General features: G+C 44.2%; 15 protein-coding genes and 1 riboswitch. Of the genes, 9 read left to right on the forward strand and 6 right to left on the reverse strand.

Annotation, left to right across the window (positions count from 1 at the left end):
- Positions 1 to 62: 62 nt before the first annotated feature.
- Together OCV39_RS01615 and msrA are read right to left on the reverse strand one after the other, a co-directional pair.
- A complete protein-coding gene (locus tag OCV39_RS01615) occupies positions 63 to 614 on the reverse strand; it encodes a YtfJ family protein (RefSeq protein WP_113795493.1) in 552 nt (183 codons plus the stop codon).
- 173 nt (positions 615 to 787) lie between these two features.
- Complete coding sequence (msrA, locus tag OCV39_RS01620; RefSeq protein ID WP_017051468.1) at positions 788 to 1,414, reverse strand: peptide-methionine (S)-S-oxide reductase MsrA; 627 nt, start codon at positions 1,412 to 1,414, stop codon at positions 788 to 790.
- A gap of 181 nt (positions 1,415 to 1,595) precedes the next feature.
- Here msrA and tamA point away from each other — a divergent pair, with 181 nt between their 5' ends.
- The 3 genes from tamA to OCV39_RS01635 are packed head-to-tail and all read left to right on the forward strand — an operon-like array spanning position 1,596 to position 7,442.
- A complete protein-coding gene (gene tamA, locus OCV39_RS01625; RefSeq protein WP_261888812.1) occupies positions 1,596 to 3,308 on the forward strand; it encodes an autotransporter assembly complex protein TamA in 1,713 nt (570 codons plus the stop codon).
- Positions 3,305 to 7,078, forward strand: coding sequence for an autotransporter assembly complex protein TamB (tamB, locus tag OCV39_RS01630; protein ID WP_261888813.1), 3,774 nt, complete (start codon positions 3,305 to 3,307; stop codon positions 7,076 to 7,078). Before tamA ends, tamB begins: the two co-directional genes overlap by 4 nt.
- 19 nt (positions 7,079 to 7,097) lie before the next feature.
- The gene (locus OCV39_RS01635; RefSeq protein ID WP_261888814.1) at positions 7,098 to 7,442 is read left to right on the forward strand and encodes a gamma-glutamylcyclotransferase family protein; all 345 of its coding nucleotides are present in this window, start codon (positions 7,098 to 7,100) and stop codon (positions 7,440 to 7,442) included.
- Between the two features lie 126 nt (positions 7,443 to 7,568).
- Here OCV39_RS01635 and fbp read toward each other — a convergent pair whose 3' ends face one another.
- Positions 7,569 to 8,582: a class 1 fructose-bisphosphatase gene (gene fbp / locus OCV39_RS01640; protein WP_017051472.1), complete on the reverse strand. Its 1,014-nt coding sequence runs from the start codon at positions 8,580 to 8,582 to the stop codon at positions 7,569 to 7,571.
- 256 nt (positions 8,583 to 8,838) lie between these two features.
- On the opposite strand from fbp, the gene mpl reads away from it, so the two are divergent.
- From mpl to thiQ, 5 genes are all read left to right on the forward strand, one after another.
- Positions 8,839 to 10,191, forward strand: coding sequence for a UDP-N-acetylmuramate:L-alanyl-gamma-D-glutamyl-meso-diaminopimelate ligase (gene mpl, locus OCV39_RS01645; protein WP_261888815.1), 1,353 nt, complete (start codon positions 8,839 to 8,841; stop codon positions 10,189 to 10,191).
- Positions 10,192 to 10,360: 169 nt separating this feature from the next.
- Entirely contained in the window at positions 10,361 to 11,002 is a 642-nt protein-coding gene (locus OCV39_RS01650) for a flavin prenyltransferase UbiX (protein ID WP_017051474.1), read from the forward strand.
- A gap of 38 nt (positions 11,003 to 11,040) precedes the next feature.
- Positions 11,041 to 11,161: riboswitch (TPP riboswitch) on the forward strand.
- A gap of 55 nt (positions 11,162 to 11,216) precedes the next feature.
- Positions 11,217 to 12,209 (forward strand): thiamine ABC transporter substrate binding subunit, encoded by a 993-nt coding sequence (gene thiB, locus OCV39_RS01655; protein WP_113795499.1) that lies wholly within the window; start codon positions 11,217 to 11,219, stop codon positions 12,207 to 12,209.
- Positions 12,210 to 12,231: 22 nt separating this feature from the next.
- Positions 12,232 to 13,854: a thiamine/thiamine pyrophosphate ABC transporter permease ThiP gene (gene thiP / locus OCV39_RS01660; protein ID WP_113795501.1), complete on the forward strand. Its 1,623-nt coding sequence runs from the start codon at positions 12,232 to 12,234 to the stop codon at positions 13,852 to 13,854.
- Positions 13,851 to 14,555, forward strand: a complete 705-nt coding sequence (gene thiQ / locus OCV39_RS01665) for a thiamine ABC transporter ATP-binding protein (protein WP_261888816.1) — start codon at positions 13,851 to 13,853, stop codon at positions 14,553 to 14,555. Before thiP ends, thiQ begins: the two co-directional genes overlap by 4 nt.
- 135 nt (positions 14,556 to 14,690) lie before the next feature.
- Here thiQ and yjgA read toward each other — a convergent pair whose 3' ends face one another.
- Complete coding sequence (yjgA, locus tag OCV39_RS01670) at positions 14,691 to 15,221, reverse strand: ribosome biogenesis factor YjgA (RefSeq protein ID WP_017051478.1); 531 nt, start codon at positions 15,219 to 15,221, stop codon at positions 14,691 to 14,693.
- A gap of 119 nt (positions 15,222 to 15,340) precedes the next feature.
- Between yjgA and pmbA the strand changes: the two genes are divergently transcribed.
- Complete coding sequence (gene pmbA / locus OCV39_RS01675; RefSeq protein WP_017051479.1) at positions 15,341 to 16,684, forward strand: metalloprotease PmbA; 1,344 nt, start codon at positions 15,341 to 15,343, stop codon at positions 16,682 to 16,684.
- 114 nt (positions 16,685 to 16,798) lie between these two features.
- On the opposite strand, the gene mgtE is transcribed toward pmbA, so the two are convergent.
- Together mgtE and OCV39_RS01685 are read right to left on the reverse strand one after the other, a co-directional pair.
- A complete protein-coding gene (mgtE, locus tag OCV39_RS01680; protein ID WP_113795506.1) occupies positions 16,799 to 18,154 on the reverse strand; it encodes a magnesium transporter in 1,356 nt (451 codons plus the stop codon).
- A 188-nt stretch (positions 18,155 to 18,342) separates the two neighbouring features.
- On the reverse strand, positions 18,343 to 18,618 hold the full coding sequence (locus OCV39_RS01685; RefSeq protein ID WP_017051737.1) for an HPr family phosphocarrier protein: 276 nt from the start codon (positions 18,616 to 18,618) through the stop codon (positions 18,343 to 18,345).

Genomic DNA, 18,618 nt, shown 5'->3' on the forward strand with positions numbered 1-18,618 from the left:
AAAAGGATATTGTTATACTATAACAATATCCTTAAATGGAAACCTATTTTTACTATTCGTTATTACAAACTGGCTTTAATGAGACCTAATACCTGTTGGACTTGAGTATCATCTAATGCACCTTCATGGGCGAATAAAATCTTGCCCTGCTTATCTTGCACAATAATGGCTGAGCTCTCTTCTGCTAACTCCCAAGCATTTGCAACACTGCCATTCTCATCCAGCACCATTGAAGACCATGGAAACTCTTGTTTACTCTCTTCCGCTGATGATTTCACAAATGATCCTGTCCCCCAAATGGCATCATCTTGGTTGATAATGGTGGTGGTTTGGTAGCTATCGGTTGGGAATTTGGCTGCTGTTAATGCGGCCATTAACGGTGAATTCATTTTTTTTGAACTGCTGCGCCCTGCAATGGCATGGATCACACGAACTTTGCCGAGCAGTTGTTCGTTGTTCCAAGCTTGGTAAGCCGTGTCATCGCCATTTAGGACGATTTCGCCATAAGAGCTGACGGCAATGTCAGGAACCGTTTTTCCTACTGTGAGGTTATGCGCCGATGTAAGCATAGGTGAGCAAGCAAGTATTAGAGTTAGGAGAGTCTTTTTGTTCATTATTTTTTTCCGTTTATGTATTTGCTCGGCAAGTATAAAACACATTTTTGTAACATGACGAATAATTGATAGCGACTTGATTCTTTTCAGAGAATAAAGCCAGTGCTATCTGATATAGATCCCATTTTTATGCGGTTTCTTTCATGTATCCATCATTGGCTATGATGGATCGCTTAAGCAGGAAAGCACACACCTGTGCCACCTAAACCACAATATCCTTCAGGGTTCTTTGCCAAATATTGTTGGTGATAGCTTTCTGCAAAATAGTACTGACCCGCAGGTAATATTTCAGTGGTTATGTGCGGCTGGCCTTGGTGATTTAACGCCTCTTGATAACGCAGCTTGGAGGCATTTGCTATATTGAGTTGCTCTTCACTAAAGCAGTAAATGGCGGAGCGATACTGAGTGCCAGAGTCATTACCTTGGCGCATCCCTTGAGTCGGATCATGACGCTCCCAAAAGTGCTCTAAAATATCCTCTAAGTGCGTTTTAGTGGTATCAAAGACAACGCGTACTACCTCGGTATGCCCAGTTAGCCCTGAGCAGACTTCATCATAAGTAGGATTCGGAGTGTAACCCCCAGCGTAACCAACAGACGTTGAAACGATGCCATCGAGAGACCAAAACAGTCGTTCCGCTCCCCAGAAACAACCCATACCGAATAGAATTTGTTGTTGCTCTGGCGCTAACGGAGCATCCAGTGCTGAGTGATTGACAAAATGCGCTTCAGTGATCGGCATTGCTTGAGAGCGTCCGGGAAGCGCATCGTTTACGTTGATCAGGGTTGTTTTTGAGAACATTACGGCATCCTTTTGTTTAATTTTATGTCAGTAGAATGAAATCTGGAGAGAAAAATAGAGGTTTTATTTATAGAAACAGACCGAAGAACCCTCTGTTTTATTACAGACTTAAAGAGAATTTAGCGTTATTATTTTAGTTAATTGATTTTACTTTTCATTAACGTGGTTCATCCAATTAAGCATGATAAGAAAAACATTACTAGTATTGATTAGCCTTTTGATTCTCTCAACGAATGCAATGGCGAATGTCTCTTTAGAGATTAAAGGTTTAAAAGGTGCGTTAGAAGATAATGTCGATGCGTATTTATCTTCAATTCCAGAAGAGGACTACTCCATTTCATTGCGCTTTCAATCTCGCATTGAAACCAGTGTTCGTGATGCCTTAAATGCTTTGGGTTACTACCATTCAACCATCAACTTTACCGTGCCTAAAGGGGATAAAAAGCTCATCGCGACGGTAGCGTTGGGAGAGCCCGTCACCATTTTTAGTAACGATATCGTGATTTCAGGAGAAGCGGAAAATGATCCTGATTTTTTGGCCTTGGTTGCGAATTCAAAGTTAAAGCTGGGTGCGGTATTAAACCATGGTGATTATGATGGCCTGAAATCAAGCATACGAAATCTGGCTTTGCAGAAAGGCTACTTCGATGCGGATTATAAGGTAAGTCGCTTAGAGGTGGTGCCGGAATTAAATCGCGCCTACGTAAAACTTCATTATGAAAGTGGTATTCGCTATCACTTTGGTTCTACCCAGATTAATGGCAGTCAGATAGAAGAGGTGCGAGTTCAATCGCTACAGCCTTATGAGACGGGAGAGCCTTACTTAGTGTCTAAAGTCGGCGCATTTAATCAATCCCTGTCGAACACCGATTGGTTTTCATCTGTCTTTGTCGAACCGGATCTCACCTCGTTAGGTAAAGGTCGAGATTTACCCATGAAGGTGTCGTTAGCCCCACAAGCTAAAAATCAAATTGAAACGGGTATTGGTTATTCAACCGATGTCGGTGTCCGCGGAACATTGAACTGGAAAAAACCGTGGGTTAATCGTTACGGACATAGTTTTGATAGCAGTTTGTCTTTGTCTGTGCCTGAACAAACCATTACAGCAGGCTATAAAATTCCACTTGAAGACGTGCTTCATGATTACTATCGCATCCAATATGGAATGAAAAATGTCGATACTCGAGATACGGTAAGTTTAGAATCGAATTTGGCAGTCGAAAGGCATTGGCTGCTGGATAATGGTTGGCACAGAACGCTATTTGTCCGTTACTTGATTGAAAATTATGAGCAAGGTTTGCAAGATGATGTTGGGCGATTCTTGCTATCTGGCATGTCGTTTTCACGCAGTCGTAGCCGAGGCGGAGTGATGCCGATGTGGGGTGATAAACAGAGTATTACTTTTGAATATGGCGATGATCAACTGCTATCGGAAACTCGTGTATTTAGGTTGCAAGGGCGTACGTCTTGGATCCGCGGGGTAGGTGAAAACCACCGAGGCTTACTTCGTTTAGAAGGGGGAGGTAACTTTGCGGATGAGTTTGATTCACTATCGCCTTCATTGCGTTTCTTTGCTGGTGGTGACAATAATTTGCGTGGCTATAAGTATGAATCTATTTCGCCAAAAGATGAAAGTAATGCTTTAACCGGGGCGAAATATATTGCGACCAGTACCTTAGAGTACCAATACCGAGTGGTGGGGAATTGGTGGGCAGCGACGTTTGTTGATTACGGTGATGCCTTCAACAATACACCAGATTGGAAAACAGGTGTGGGTGTCGGGGTTAGATGGGTTTCTCCTGTTGGCCCAGTTCGTCTTGATTTCGCATGGGGATTGGATGAAACGCCCGGTGACGAATTCCAAGTTCACTTTACCTTAGGGCCCGAATTATGATTAAGGTGATGTTTAAGTGGACAAAATGGCTTTCGATGAGCGCATTGAGTCTACTGCTGTTACTCACTCTTTTTATTGCCATATTACTGTTTACCAATTCAGGGCTAAAACTCACCATTTGGGGGGCACAAAAAGCGTTACCTCAACTCAGTGTTGAATCAACTGAGGGAGCTTTGTTTCCGAGGTTCAGTCTTAATAATGTCCGTTTTGTTGATGATAGCTTGCATATCGACGCTCAATTACAGCAACTGACTTTAGCCGTAAAGGCGCAATGCTTTTTTGACCCTTCACTATGTATTGATGAAATAGCACTTCAAGGGTTATCGCTGAATTTGTCTGAATTGCCTCCCTCGTCGTCGGAAGAGCCTTCGAAGGAGCCGTTAACCTCTATTGCCGTTCCTCTGCCAATTAACATTAAGCGTATTGAATTGCTTGATATTGATCTGAATATTTTAGGCAATAAAGTGGATTGGCAACACTTCTCTACGAGCCTGTCTATGCAGGGAGACAGACTCGCGATAGGCCGCACTCGCCTTGAGACGATTAATGTTCAATTAGCGAAAGGACCTGAAGATAAGCCTGTCGAGCCTAAGGCGGTGAGTGTAGAAGAGATAAAATCGGAAGTGGAAAAAACAGCGATCAAATTGCCAGAAGTTTGGATCCCATTGAAAGTGGATCTCAAACGGTTTGATCTTTCTAGTTTTACCTTGATCCAAGACTCGCCAGTCAATGTATCTCACCTAGGGTTGGAAGCAAAAGCAGGTGAGCACTCGGTCGTCCTCAAAACTCTTGAACTCGATATGCCGCAAATTAAAGCGAGTGCACAGGCAGAAGTGGAGTTAAAAGAAGATTACCCATTGAATTTAACTCTGGATGCTCTACTTAAAGAGACCGAACTAAAAGGGCAGAAACTCTCTTTAGAAGCTTCAGGAAGTGTAGGAGAACTGACCTTTTCGAGTCAGTTTTCTGGTGTGATTGATGCGCTATTGTCTGGTGACATTAAGCCACTTGAATCGACGTTACCTTTTGATCTTCGACTTTCTGAGGGGAAGGCTCAGTGGCCGCTATCTGGAAAGAGCGACTACCAAGTGACGATAGACCAGCTTAAAACGCAAGGTTCTTTAGAGGGTTATTCTTTACTGCTTGGTACTCAAATCTCTGGCAAAGACATCCCCGAAATGAAGGTCAACCTCAATGGCAAAGGAACACTGAGCGAGATCGATCTTGATTCGATTGCGATCAAAACACTTGGCGGTGACCTGGACGGTAAAGTGATGGCAAATTGGACATCACCCATCAATTGGAAAGCGGATTTGAGCTTTAGTGATATTAAGCCAGGTTTGCAATGGAAAGAGGCGGAAGGGGTCGTAAGCGGCAAGTTGGTAACCTCAGGTTCTTTAACGGCTGAGGGCGGCTGGAAGATAGAGTTACCGAGTTTGAATGTCGACGGAGTTTTACGAGATTATCCACTCAACATTGTAGGGCAGTTGAAAGCATCGGATGTGACAGGAAAAGGAGCGTTCAAAGTACAAACTGATGGGTTGGCGTTATCTCATGGTCCCAACTCGATTAACGCAAAAGGCTTGTTAGATAAAAACTGGCAGATGGACGTTCAGTTAAACTTCCCCAGTTTTGCTAAATCGCTTCCAGAACTCAGTGGCAACATGCAAGGTGATTTGAAATTACGTGGCGCGCTAAAAGAGCCTGAAATTGAACTGGATATCAATGTCGATAATGTTCAGTGGCAACAACAGATGGGTTTACAACACTTATCTCTATCTGGTCGTGTAAAACCATTACCGCAGCCGAAAGCAGACATCCAATTGCTTGCCCGTCATCTTTCCTATGAAGATAAGCTTGTCGATAGCGTTAAGTTGGATCTTTCGGGGACTCAGGATGCTCACCAACTCGTGCTCGATGTGGCTTCAAATATTGTCTCTACCAGCTTGGCACTTTCGGGTTCATTTAACGATAAGCCGAAAATGGAATGGAGTGGGGTGTTACAAAGGGTTCTCATGAGTAGCGAACAAGGGTCGTGGGAGCTCGACCATGCCGTGAAGTTAGGTTTTGATATCGACAATAAACAAGCTTCTGTGCAAGCGCATTGTTGGACACAATCAAAATCGAAAGTCTGCTTAACGAAAGATATGCAAGCTGGGGAATCGGGTGAGGCGAGTTTAGCTATTCAACAGTTTGATTTTGAGCAAGTAAAGCAATTTATCCCAGAAAAAACAGAGGTTGATGGGAAGGTGAATGCCACTGCCTGGGCGAAATGGGCTCCAGAGAAAGCACCAGAATTGACTGTCGAAGTGGAGATGCCAAAAGGTCAAGTGACTCAAACGTTAGAGCAACCGATCGTGGTCGGTTGGGATTCAATAGGTTTACAAATGGCACTAAAGGATAACCAACTGCAAGCCAAGTGGTTATTGGATATGACGGATAATGGTGATATTTCCGGTCATTTAGCGCTACCAGATGTTCAAGCGGAAGATAAGCTTGTGGATGCCGAGCTTAATTTATCTACCTTTAATCTTGATTTCCTTCAACCACTGGTCGGTGACTATAGTTTATTGAAAGCGAATCTAGAAACGAACCTTGCACTGAGCGGGCCATTAATGCATCCGCAAGTGAAGGGAAAACTCATCGTTGATGACATGGTATTAAAAGGGGATGTGTCGCCTATCGATGTCAATTCAGGTCGCCTTGCCATTGATTTCATGGGTTACCAAGCCAAGTTAGATGCCGATATTATTACCCCTGATGGCGACTTAAATATCGCAGGTACTGGAGACTGGCAAGATTTAAAAGATTGGCATACCAATATTCGAGTATTTGCCGAGCAGTTGAAGGTCGATATGCCGCCTATGGTGAAGGTTAAATTAGTACCGGATATGACGATTGATGTGAGCCCGAAGTTAGCGAAGATCACAGGAAGCATTGCTCTACCTTGGGGGCGAATTGTTGTAGAAGAGTTGCCACAAAGTGCGGTGGGTATATCAAAAGATCAGGTAATTTTGAATAAAGATCTACAACCAGTCGATGAAGCTACCCCTATTCCTTTTGATGTTGAAACGGACATCAATATTTCGATAGGTGATGATTTTCTACTCTCCGCATTTGGACTTGAAGGCGGTTTGATCGGTCAACTTAATGTGGCACAAAAAGATAAAGGTCCATTTGTGACTGGTGAGATCAATATAGCCAACGGGTCTTACCGATCTTTTGGGCAAGACTTATTGATAAAACAGGGCAAAATTTTGATGAATGGCCCGGTTGATGAGCCCTATGTGTCGATTAAAGCGATCCGTAACCCAGATAATACGCAAGATAAGGTGACTGCTGGTGTGAAAGTCTCTGGGCCTGCCAGTGAACCCGTTGTTGAGATTTTTTCAGATCCAGCAATGCCTCAAGCTAATGCCTTGTCATACCTTCTACGTGGACAAAACATTGATGGAGAATCTGGAGGTAACGCCATGACCACGACGTTAATTGGTTTAAGTTTAGCGAAGAGTGGGCAAATCGTAGGCGAGCTTGGCGAAGCCTTTGGTGTACAAGATTTACAGCTGGATACCGCAGGCTCAGGTGATGACTCACAAGTGACGGTAAGTGGTTATATTTTACCGGGTCTCCAAGTGAAATATGGCGTGGGTATTTTTAACTCGCTTGGTGAATTTACTGTGCGTTATCGTTTGATGCAGGATTTATATGTCGAAGCCGTTTCTGGGCTTGATAGCGCAGTGGATCTTCTTTATCAGTTTGAATTCAATTAAGTAATAAAGTGGTATGGGTATGACGCATCTCGTTTTTGTTTACGGCACATTACGTAAAAATGAATCGAACCATTTCTATCTAGATGATGCCGAATTTATCGGAAATTTTACAACACCACCAAACTTCGCCCTGTTTGACTTGGGGCGATACCCCGCAATTATTGAAGGAAAGCAATGTATCGTCGGTGAAGTTTATGCGATTAACGATGACATTTTAGAGCAGCTTGATCGTTTAGAAGATATCCCTATTGAGTATCGAAGAGAATCAATCAATACACCTTTTGGGTTGGCATGGGCCTACCTCTATCAAGATACTCGCCAGCTGCGTAAACCGATAGAATCAGGAGATTGGTGCCTGCGTTAAGTAAAAACTGATGGGCTGTTTTTCTCTTTAATTTTGCCTTTCTCTTTAAATAAAAAAGCGCTGAATTAATCAGCGCTTTGATGTCTACTTTTCGTTGATACTGACAGAAGATCAATCTATCAAAAGTTAGTCTTGGTTTAACTCAAGAAACTCTTCAACTTTGTTAACCATGCTTGGGGAGCCAACAAAGAAAGGCACACGTTCATGCAGTTCTGTTGGTTTTAGGTCCATGATGCGATTAACGCCATCAGATGCTAGACCGCCAGCTTGCTCCATGATGAAAGCGATTGGGTTGCACTCATACAGCAAACGTAGCTTACCTTTCGGATGGCTTTGTGTGCTTGGGTACATGTAAATTCCGCCCTTAAGCAGGTTGCGGTGAAAGTCTGCGACTAATGAACCAATGTAGCGAGAGGTGTATGGGCGACCATCTTCTGGCACATCTTCTTGGCAAAACTTAATATATTTTTTAACGCCTGTTGGGAAGCGAATATAGTTGCCTTCATTGATCGAATAGATCTTACCATTATCTGGGATCATCATGTTTTCATGAGATAGACAGAAAGTGCCTAGCGATGGATCGTAAGTGAAACCATTTACGCCTTTACCTGTGGTGTAAACCAACATGGTTGATGAACCGTAAATGACGTAACCTGCAGCCACTTGTTTGTTGCCTGGCTGTAAGAAATCTTCTTGAGTCGGTGGTGTTCCGATTGGAGATACTCGGCGATAAATCGAGAAAATAGTTCCAACAGATACGTTCACATCAATATTTGAAGAGCCGTCTAGCGGATCCATCAATACGACGTATTTAGCGTTTTTGTTTAGTTCTTTATTAAAAGCAACCGCTTCATCTTCTTCTTCACTGGCGACACCACAAACTTGATCGCGGGCTTCTAGCGCCGCTTTAAATTTATCGTTCGCGTAAAGATCGAGTTTTTGTTGCTCTTCACCTTGGACGTTTTCAGTGCCGACAGCACCAGTAATACTATCAACTAATCCTGCTTTATTAATTTCGCGGTTTACAATTTTAGCAGCAAGACGAATTGAAGATAAAAGAGACGAAAGATCACCGCTTGCGTGGGGGAAGTCAGCTTGCTTTGCAACAATAAACTCACCAAGGGTGCGTAAATCAGACATGTTATTTCCTTAACGTTCTCTGAATCATGTGGGGGATTTTTTTCGATGCGTAAGCGATTGCCTCTTGATGGACTTTACGACCTAAGCATCTAACAAATAGTGTAAATGTTGGATCTTATTAATGGTAATGAAGTAACCGACACAGATCTCACTTCAAATGTCGAGCTCAGAAGTTTTGCAAACAATCTCGCTTTTCCCCGTCTATTCATGGTAAGAAATGAGTTAGTTTCGTTTTGTCTATTTTTGGAAGAGAATTATGCATATTCATATCTTGGGTATTTGCGGTACCTTCATGGGTGGCGCTGCCATTTTAGCCCGTCAATTAGGCCACAAGGTCACTGGTTGCGATGCCAATGTTTATCCTCCAATGAGCACTTTGCTCGAATCTCAAGGTGTGGAAATAATCGAAGGGTTTGACCCTGCTCAATTGGAGCCCCGTCCAGATTTAGTGGTGATCGGTAATGCGATGAGCCGTGGTAATCCTTGTGTCGAATATGTATTAGACAACAACTTAAGGTACACCTCTGGGCCTCAATGGTTACAAGAGTTCTTATTGCATGATCGTTGGGTATTGGCTGTCTCTGGTACGCACGGAAAAACGACCACGTCGAGCATGTTGGCGTGGATCTTAGAAGATTGTGGTTACGCTCCGGGTTTTTTAGTCGGTGGTGTATTAGGTAACTTTGATCAATCAGCTCGCTTAGGCGAAAGCATGTTTTTTGTGGTTGAAGCGGATGAGTACGACAGTGCCTTTTTTGATAAGCGCTCTAAGTTTGTCCACTACCACCCAAGAACCTTAGTGATGAATAACTTAGAGTTTGATCATGCGGATATTTTTGATGATCTAGAGGCGATCAAGCGTCAATTCCACCACTTAGTGAGAACCGTTCCGAGCAATGGGCGTATTTTCTCACCAAAACAAGATGCTGCGATTCATGACGTACTTGATCGTGGTTGCTGGAGCGAACAAGAGAGCAGTGGCCTAGGCGGAGAGTGGCAAGCCGAGAAAATCGTTAACGACGGATCGGAATTTAATGTGCTTTTCCAAGGTGGGTTAGCCGGCCGTGTTAAGTGGGATCTTGTTGGCGATCATAATGTCGATAATGCCCTAATGGCGATTGCCGCGGCGAGACATGTCGGCGTTACCCCTGATCTTGCGTGCGAATCTTTGGCCAAGTTTATCAATACTAAACGCCGTTTAGAGCTAAAAGGGGAGATCAATGGAGTCACCGTATATGACGATTTTGCACACCACCCAACCGCGATTGAACTGACGTTGGGCGGCCTGCGTAACAAAGTGGGTGACAGTAAAATTATTGCGGTATTAGAGCCACGTTCAGCAACCATGAAGCGAGGCGTACACAAAGAAACACTCGCCGCCTCGTTAGCAAAAGCGGATTCCGTTTATCTATATCAACCGGATAATATCGCGTGGTCGGTTCAAGATGTGGCTGAGCAGTGCATTCAACCTGCTTTTACCAGCGCTGAGATGTCGGAGTTTGTGGCTAAAATTGCCGCTGAAGCTAAGCCGGGCGATCAAATTCTAGTGATGAGTAATGGTGGCTTTGAAGGGATACACGACAAGTTGATTGCTGCATTGTCTGTTTAATTCGTCTGCTCCTATTTGTTAAGCAGCATTTGTTAAGTAGCTATGATTGGTAGAGTAGGAATGACACTCTTATTGATGAAATAGCCGTAGGCGAGTATTCTTCGCCATCATTAAATTTACTCATGGATTCGCTTTTGGCTGATCCATATGAGTTTAGTATGGGATAGTTATGGCACCTTGTGACTCGAAAACCATCACCCTTGCATTCACTGGCGCGTCTGGTGCGCCTTACGGATTAAGATTGCTAGAGTGTTTACTTGCGGCGGATTATCACGTCTATTTATTGATCTCTTCGGCTGCGCGAGTGGTTATGGCGACAGAGCACGATCTCAAGCTTCCTAGTGGACCTGATGCTGCAAAAACAGCGCTAGTAAAGCATTTGAATTGCGATGCGGAAAAGCTAACCGTATGTGGCAAAGATGACTGGTTCTCTCCAGTTGCATCGGGTTCTGCGGCACCTAAAAAAATGGTGGTATGCCCTTGTTCAGCAGGAAGCGTGGCCGCGATTGCACATGGAATGTCTGATAATCTGATAGAAAGAGCAGCAGATGTGGTGATGAAAGAGCGTGGGCAACTGTTGTTGGTGGTGCGTGAAACCCCATTTTCAACTCTGCATTTAGAAAATATGCATAAGCTTTCGACCATGGGTGTCACTATCATGCCTGCGGCTCCAGGTTTTTATCATCAACCTAAAACCATTGAAGATCTCATCGATTTCATGGTGGCACGAGTGCTTGATCATCTTGGTATTGAACAAGGTTTAGTGCCTCGTTGGGGTTATGATCAGCGAGTTGTGAAGCCTGAATCTTGATCCTTATGGCTTATTGATCTAATTACCATTACAATTCGACTTACTCATCGGGGGGCCAGTCATTCATTTTGTGGATGATCAGCTGAGATCAAGCATCTGCTTGGGACCCGTAAACCTGAACCGGATAATGCCGGCGTAGGAATTGAGTTTGGAGCAACCTTTTCGTATTCCTCCCTCAAGTCCTGTGTCGTACCTACTACAAGGAAAGCGAACAGTGAAAACCACTCTAACCGCAGTAGCACTTGCTACCATCACCTCTTTTTCGGCGTCTGCCGCTGATAACACACTGACTATTTATACTTATGACTCTTTTGCATCAGAGTGGGGCCCGGGTCCGGCTGTTGAGAAAGCATTTGAATCTAAATGTGGTTGTGATGTGAATTTTGTCGCCCTTGATGATGGTGTGTCGATCTTAAATCGTCTGCGTCTTGAAGGCTCAAATACCAAAGCGGATATCGTATTGGGTTTGGACAACAACTTAATGGTAGAAGCGAAGAAAACCGGTTTATTGACCGAGCATCACGTTGATACCTCTTCTGTTGCTTTGCCAAAAGGTTGGACAGATACGACGTTTGTTCCTTATGACTTCGGTTACTTTGCCTTTGTATACAACACTGAGAAATTGGCCAATCCACCGAAAAGCTTGAAAGAGCTGGTGGAAGAACGTGATGACTTGAAAGTGATTTATCAAGACCCACGAACTTCAACTCCGGGCCAAGGTTTGATGCTGTGGATGAAGTCTGTTTATGGCGACAATGCGAGTGATGCATGGAAAAAATTGGCTAAGAAAACGGTCACAGTAACGAAAGGTTGGTCTGAAGCTTACTCGATGTTCTTAGAGGGCGAGTCTGATTTAGTGCTCTCTTATACGACCTCTCCGGCTTACCATATTATTGCTGAAAATGAGACGAAGTATGCGACAGCGGATTTTGCAGAAGGGCATTACACTCAAGTTGAAGTCGCGGCAAAAGTGAAGGGCTCGAACAATGAAAAGCTGGCGAATGAGTTCATGAATTTCATTTTAAGTGATGACTTCCAATCGGTCATGCCTACCGGGAACTGGATGTACCCAGTTACAAATGTCGCCTTGCCAAAAGGGTTTGAAACACTCTCTTTACCAAAGCAAGCATTAAGCTTCAGTGCAGAAGAGGTGGCTGAAATGCGTAAGCCTTGGATCCGTGAATGGCAACATGCGCTCACTTTTTAATACTAATTAGTCAATAGAATTAATGAATTCAGTTCCTAAAGTTGGATTATGGGTCGCGATAGTTATCGCGACCTTTGTTCTTTGTGCTCTGGCTGCACTTTTTCAGTATGCGCCTTCGCTAGAGCTTTCTAGTGTTTGGTCTGATCCCTATTATCGTCATGTGACCAAATTTAGCTTTTATCAAGCCGGGCTCTCAACGTTACTGAGTGTCGGTTTTGCTATTCCTGTGGCGCACGCTCTGTTTCGTCGCCAGTTTTTTGGTCGTTCATTATTACTCAAATTATTCGCGTCAACATTGGTGTTACCAGTGCTAGTGGGGGTATTTGGCTTATTGGCGATTTATGGAAATAGTGGTTTGCTTGCCAGCTTATTTGCGTGGTTTGAACATCAATTACCGTTTTCTATTTACGGCCTAAATGGCATTTTACTGGCGCATGTTTTTTTTAACCTGCCTTATGCTAGCCGTTTATTATTACAATCTTTAGATGCGGTTCCAGCCGAGCAACACAAGCTATGTGCTCACCTTGGAATGAGTCATTGGGATAAATTTAAGTGGGTTGAATGGCCTAGATTACGACAGCAACTTCCTCATGTGTGTGGCTTAGTGTTCATGCTCTGTTTTACTAGCTTTGCAACGGTGATGGCTCTAGGCGGCGGCCCCAAATCCACCACTATCGAACTGGCTATCTACCAAGCGATTAAGTTTGATTTTGATTTGCAATCTGGTGCGTTACTGGCGGTATGGCAAATGCTGTTATGTGGGGTGTTATCGATGTCAATTCAACGCTTATCAAAACCAATATCGGTATCCAATGGGCAGGTCAGTCGCAATACCTTTATGACCCGAGATTCGATGGCGGCTAAATGCTGGGATGGCTTTTGGATCATGGGTGTCTCAATGCTCGTATTACCTCCATTATTGATGGTGGTACTCAGTGGCATGAATGTGAAAGCGTTGTCGGTGTTGAGCGATATGAGCTTTTGGCTAGCCATGTTCTCTTCCCTTAAGATCGCCATCTTAGCCAGCGGGTTGTCATTGATCTCGGGGATGGCCATCCTATTGACGAGTCGAGCGTGGCGATTGCGTTCTCAAAGCTTGAAAGCCGATGGTATCGAACTGGTCGGGACGATTATTCTCGTGACGCCAGGGTTAGTCATTAGTACGGGGCTATTTTTACTATTGCGTAATGTCACGGACGTATTCAGCATTGCCCCGATGATTGTCATTGGCGTGAACAGTTTAATGGCATTGCCATATGTGATTAAAACTTTATCTCAGCCTATGCTGCATATTGCGCAGCAGTACCAATTATTATGCCCAAGTCTTGGAATGAGTGGGTTCTCACGTTTTCGCCTTGTGGAGTGGCGAGCATTACGCAAGCCTATCGCTAATGCATTTGCGCTGAGTTTTATGCTGTCTGTTGGCGATTTAAGTGCGATAGCTCTTTTTGGTAGCCAAGAATTTAGAACCTTACCTCTCTACCTTTTTCAGTTATTAGGCAGTTATCAAATGGAGGCTGCTGCCGTGGTCGCTTTGAGCTTATTACTGCTGTGCGTGGCGTGCTTCTCCATCATTGAACGTGCATTTCAAGTGACGCCTAAGGCGAAAAACTCCCGTCCACAGGCGGTTAAGGAATATTTATGATTCAGCTTTCAAATGTCCAATATGACTACCATCATGAAGGATTTGAATTTGACCTAATTGCGAAGCAAGGTTCTATTGTGGCGCTGATGGGGCCAAGTGGTGCTGGTAAATCAACGTTACTCAGTTTGGTTGCTGGTTTTATTGACCCAAGTGATGGGGATATTCGTGTTGATGGGTCGTCTGTTCTCGGACAAGAACCTTACTTGCGACCACTTGCGATGTTGTTTCAAGAACACAACTTGTTTGCTCACTTGTCCGTTCGAGAGAATATTGGCCTAGGGCTTCATCCGGGGCTTAAATTGACCGCAGATCAAGTGAAGCAAGTGAATGATGCCGCCCTGCAAGTTGGTGTCGCTGACATGTTAGATCGCTTGCCTGAGCACTTATCGGGAGGCCAAAGACAGCGTGTCGCACTGGCGCGTTGTTTTGTACAGCCTCATCGAGTTTGGTTGTTAGATGAACCGTTTTCGGCGTTGGACCCGATTCTTCGTGCCGAAATGCTCAATCTTGTTAAACGACTTGCCGCAGAAAGAGAGATTACGGTTGTGATGGTGACGCACCATATTAGTGATGCCAAAGCCATTGCCAGCCATTTTGCATTCTTAGCTCAAGGTAAGGTGATGTTGTGTGAGCCTATTGAAAACCTTAAGGCAACCCATGACAACAATATGTTGAGTGACTTTGTGAAAGCGGGGGAGTAGCAACCTGCCTTTCATTTCGCTTATTCGTCTTTATTGAGTCGAGGTGTTTTTTCTTCGCATTATGATTATGTTTCAGGCATAAAAAATGGCTGAACCTGTCAGCCATTTTATTGTATTCACTAAAGTGAAAGCGTATTAATCTTCACTTCCTTCATGTAGCTCTTTTAGAACTTGGAAGATTTCACGTGAAGATTTCGGTGCTTTTTTCGCAGCCTTCTCTTTGTTTGCTTGACGAGCAAGCTGACGTAGACGTTGGCGATCCGCCGATGGGTATGTTTCCATCACCTCTGCGATAGCACTGTCACCGTTCTCAATAATACGATCACGAGTCTGTTCAAGCTTGTGCAATGTAGCCGTCGCTTGTGAGTGCTTGTTACGAACTTTATCAAGAGCTGCTTGAATCGGTTCTGGATCGACGAAACGCATCAACTTGCCAATATATTGTAGCTGGCGACGTCGAGCTTCATTTTTAAAGCGTTGCGCGTCCTTGATTGCTTCAGCAAGATCTTCCGTCAGTGGAAATTTAGCCAGTACTGATGGTTTTAGCGAGATTAACTCTTCGCCTAAAACTTGCAGTGCTTCCATGTCTTCCTTCATCTCGGTTTTGCTGACCCAGATGATCTCTTCTTCTGGTTCCCAAGGCGCTTTTTGGTTTTTACGTGCCATGTTTGTATGCCTATATCACTATCTCAAACGAATATATCCCTATTTTAGCAAGAATCGTGGGGAGAAAGCGAAATTCTTGTTATCCTAATCAATATTGATAGCAAATAGTTAGATTGAATATGGATGTAAGACAGCAAGTCGCTCAACAACGCGTTGAGTTAGAAGCCGCAGTAGCAAAAGCTTTGGATATGGCAGCAGTCAGTGCTGATGCTGCAGAAGTCGCGATTACTAAGAGTACTGGACTTAGTGTTTCGACTCGTATGTGTGAAATCGAGAATGTTGAGTTTAATAGTGATGGTGCGCTAGGGATCACGGTTTATCGAGGTCAACGTAAAGGCAGTGCGTCTACATCCGATCTTAGCGAAAAAGCGATTCAACAGACGGTTGCAGCTGCACTTGATATTGCTCAGTACACTTCAGAAGACCCTTTTGCAGGCCCTGCACCTAAAGAATTGATGGTGAAAGAGATCCCAGATTTGGATCTGTTTCACCCTGATGAACCAAACCCTGATGCGGCGGCGGAAATTGCCATTGCAGCGGAACGCCAAGCTCTTGCTTACAGTGACAAAATTAAGCAAAGCGATGGTGCTAGCTACGACAGCCATTACGGTGTGAAGGTTTATGGTAATAGTCACGGGTTATTAGCCAGCTACGCTTCAAGTCGTCACAGCACAAGTTGTTGTGTGATTGGCGAAGGCAAAAATGGTGAGATGGAGCGAGATTACAGTTATACCCTTGCTCGTCACCGTGATGATTTGTGGACGCCTGAGAGAGTAGGCCAAGAAGCCGCTGAAAAGACGGTCAGCCGATTAGATGCGAAAAAGCTGTCAACAGGTCAATACCCAGTGATGTTTGCTGCTGATGTGGCGACAGGCTTAATGGGGCACCTTGTTGGCGCGATCAGTGGCGGCAGTCTATATCGCAAAGCGTCATTCTTACTGGATCACTTAGGTAAAGAGATATTACCGGATTGGTTTAATGTATGTGAGAAACCGCATGTATTAAGAGGTTTAGCTTCAAGCCCTTTCGATAGCGAAGGTGTATTTACCCAAGATCTCGATATTATTACCGATGGTGTACTCTCTACTTACTTATTGACGAGCTACGCTGCGCGTAAAATGGATATGACGCCAACGGGTCATGCTGGTGGCATCCATAACTGGTTTGTGAAATCGACAGGTCAAAACTTTGAGCAGATGCTAAAAGAGTTAGGCACGGGCTTGTTCGTTACTGAAGTAATGGGCCAAGGTGTAAATACCGTTACCGGTGATTACTCTCGTGGCGCAGCAGGTTTCTGGGTTGAAAATGGTGAGCTTCAGTTCCCTGTGTCTGAAATTACGATTGCGGGTAATCTGAAAGATATGTTCAAGCAGATTGTCGCAGTGGGTAATGATGTGGAGACACGCTCTCAAATCCAAACAGGTTCTATTCTACTCGAATCATTAAAAATTGCGGGTGAGTAACACGACTCTCGTGAGTGAGTGAAGATTAAAAAAAGGGGTTGATGCATGTGCATTAACCCCTTTTTTTGATTGGTATCTTATTTCAGTCGCATCATATCGAAATATTGACTGCGCTTAGATAAGTATTGTGGCTAACCCTAAGAATACCGATAGACCGACAACGTCTGTGACGGTTGTGAGCGCCATACCGCCGGCAAGTGCTGGGTCGATATTCATTTTCTTGAGGAAAATTGGAATCGTCACGCCTGCAATTCCTGCCATGAGCAAGTTCGTCATCATCGCGGCTGAAATAATACCGCCAAGCATCCAATTTCCTTTCCAAGCTACGACAATCCCACCGATGATCAGCGCCCAAAGAATGCCGTTTAAAAAGCCAATGGCGGCTTCTTTAAAAAGGAGTTCTCGTTTGTTACTGTCGCCGATATGACCGAGTGCTAAACCGCGAATCACTAGTGCAACGGTTTGATTCCCGGCAACACCACCCATTGATGGAACAATGGTCATTAATACCGCAATGGCGGCCATTTGGTCTAGGGTTGCTTCAAACATGTTGGAAACAGACGCAGCAGCAAGGGCGGCAAGGACATTTGCACCAAGCCATACACTACGACGTCGTGCTGATTTTACGACAGGAGCAAAGGTATCTTCGTCATCATCCATACCCGCCATACTCATCATCGAGTGTTCGGCATCTTCACGGATAATATCAACCACATCATCGATGGTGATACGGCCAACGAGGTGTTGGTTTTCATCAACGACAGGAGCCGATACCCAGTTACGTCGTTCAAACAGGCTGGCGACATCTGAGTCACTGGCATCAACCGAGATCGCTTCATCTGCATCATCCATCACCTCAGTAACAGGCACATCGGGTTGAGTTGTCAGCAGTGAAACTAATGATAAGTGGCCAATTAAACGCATTTCATCATCGATGACGTAGAGAGCATCCGTGGCTTCGGGTAATTCACCCTTCATACGTAGATAACGTAATACCACATCTACATCGACATCAGCACGAATCGTGATTACGTCGGTGTTCATGATCCCACCAGCGGTATCTTCTGGATAAGATAGAGCGGTTTCTACACGAGCACGATCAGCACTGTCCATTTGCGACAGTACTTCTTTTGAAACTTTATCCGGTAAGCTACGAAGTACGTAAGCGACATCATCGGTATCCATGCCTTCAGTTGCTTCTGCAAGCGTCTCTGGGGCCATTTTGGATACGAGGCCATCTTTTACATCTTCGTTTAATTCATCAAGGATCTCACCATAATCTTCAGGATCGGTGAGTTGCCAAAGTACTTCACGACCTTTACGTGGAGAAGCTTCCAGCAGGTGAGCAATATCTTCGGGTTCCATGTCCTGAAGTTGGCGGCGGACATGAACAAAACGGCCATTTTCTAGCGCTTCACTAACTTCTTGGAGGGTTTGGTGAGCTTGGTCGAATTCTAATTGCTCTGCCATGGTTTCCTCCTAACTCGTTAAACTGATAATGGTTGGAATAGTAACTTAATTTTATGCTCAAACCACCTCAAAATACTTGTTTCTGCAAGAATTTATTGGCTTTCGGTTCGAGCGAAGATAAGTCTGTTTAAAAATAGAGGTGATGTGGCTGAGATTCAATAATAAGTGCAGGAAAGATCTGTGAAAAATTATTCGCTTTCATCAAATTTATGTTCAATCAACTCACATACCGCATCAAGAGCTTGCTGAGCTTGACTGCCTTCACTATGAACGGTGATGTCTTGTCCTTGGGCGGACTCCAACATCAATAAACCCATTACGCTATCAGCGGTTGCGGTTTTATCTTCGTGATTATGAACGGTAATGATGGCATCAAAACTTTGCGCTAATTCAACCAGTTTTACTGCAGCTCGAGCGTGTAAACCGAGTCTGTTTTGAATAAGAACCGTCTTGCTGAGTTTCAT

Origin of the sequence: Vibrio cortegadensis (assembly GCF_024347395.1) — a bacterium.
GTDB lineage: Bacteria > Pseudomonadota > Gammaproteobacteria > Enterobacterales > Vibrionaceae > Vibrio > Vibrio cortegadensis.

Bases quoted from the DNA above. Each gene is read 5' to 3' on its own strand.
- OCV39_RS01615 (WP_113795493.1), bottom strand. From the start codon at position 614: ATGAACAAAAAGACTCTCCTAACTCTAATACTTGCTTGCTCACCTATG.
- msrA (WP_017051468.1), bottom strand. From the start codon at position 1,414: ATGTTCTCAAAAACAACCCTGATCAACGTAAACGATGCGCTTCCCGGA.
- tamA (WP_261888812.1), top strand. From the start codon at position 1,596: ATGATAAGAAAAACATTACTAGTATTGATTAGCCTTTTGATTCTCTCA.
- tamB (WP_261888813.1), top strand. From the start codon at position 3,305: ATGATTAAGGTGATGTTTAAGTGGACAAAATGGCTTTCGATGAGCGCA.
- OCV39_RS01635 (WP_261888814.1), top strand. From the start codon at position 7,098: ATGACGCATCTCGTTTTTGTTTACGGCACATTACGTAAAAATGAATCG.
- fbp (WP_017051472.1), bottom strand. From the start codon at position 8,582: ATGTCTGATTTACGCACCCTTGGTGAGTTTATTGTTGCAAAGCAAGCT.
- mpl (WP_261888815.1), top strand. From the start codon at position 8,839: ATGCATATTCATATCTTGGGTATTTGCGGTACCTTCATGGGTGGCGCT.
- OCV39_RS01650 (WP_017051474.1), top strand. From the start codon at position 10,361: ATGGCACCTTGTGACTCGAAAACCATCACCCTTGCATTCACTGGCGCG.
- thiP (WP_113795501.1), top strand. From the start codon at position 12,232: ATGAATTCAGTTCCTAAAGTTGGATTATGGGTCGCGATAGTTATCGCG.
- thiQ (WP_261888816.1), top strand. From the start codon at position 13,851: ATGATTCAGCTTTCAAATGTCCAATATGACTACCATCATGAAGGATTT.
- yjgA (WP_017051478.1), bottom strand. From the start codon at position 15,221: ATGGCACGTAAAAACCAAAAAGCGCCTTGGGAACCAGAAGAAGAGATC.
- pmbA (WP_017051479.1), top strand. From the start codon at position 15,341: ATGGATGTAAGACAGCAAGTCGCTCAACAACGCGTTGAGTTAGAAGCC.
- mgtE (WP_113795506.1), bottom strand. From the start codon at position 18,154: ATGGCAGAGCAATTAGAATTCGACCAAGCTCACCAAACCCTCCAAGAA.
- OCV39_RS01685 (WP_017051737.1), bottom strand. From the start codon at position 18,618: ATGAAACTCAGCAAGACGGTTCTTATTCAAAACAGACTCGGTTTACAC.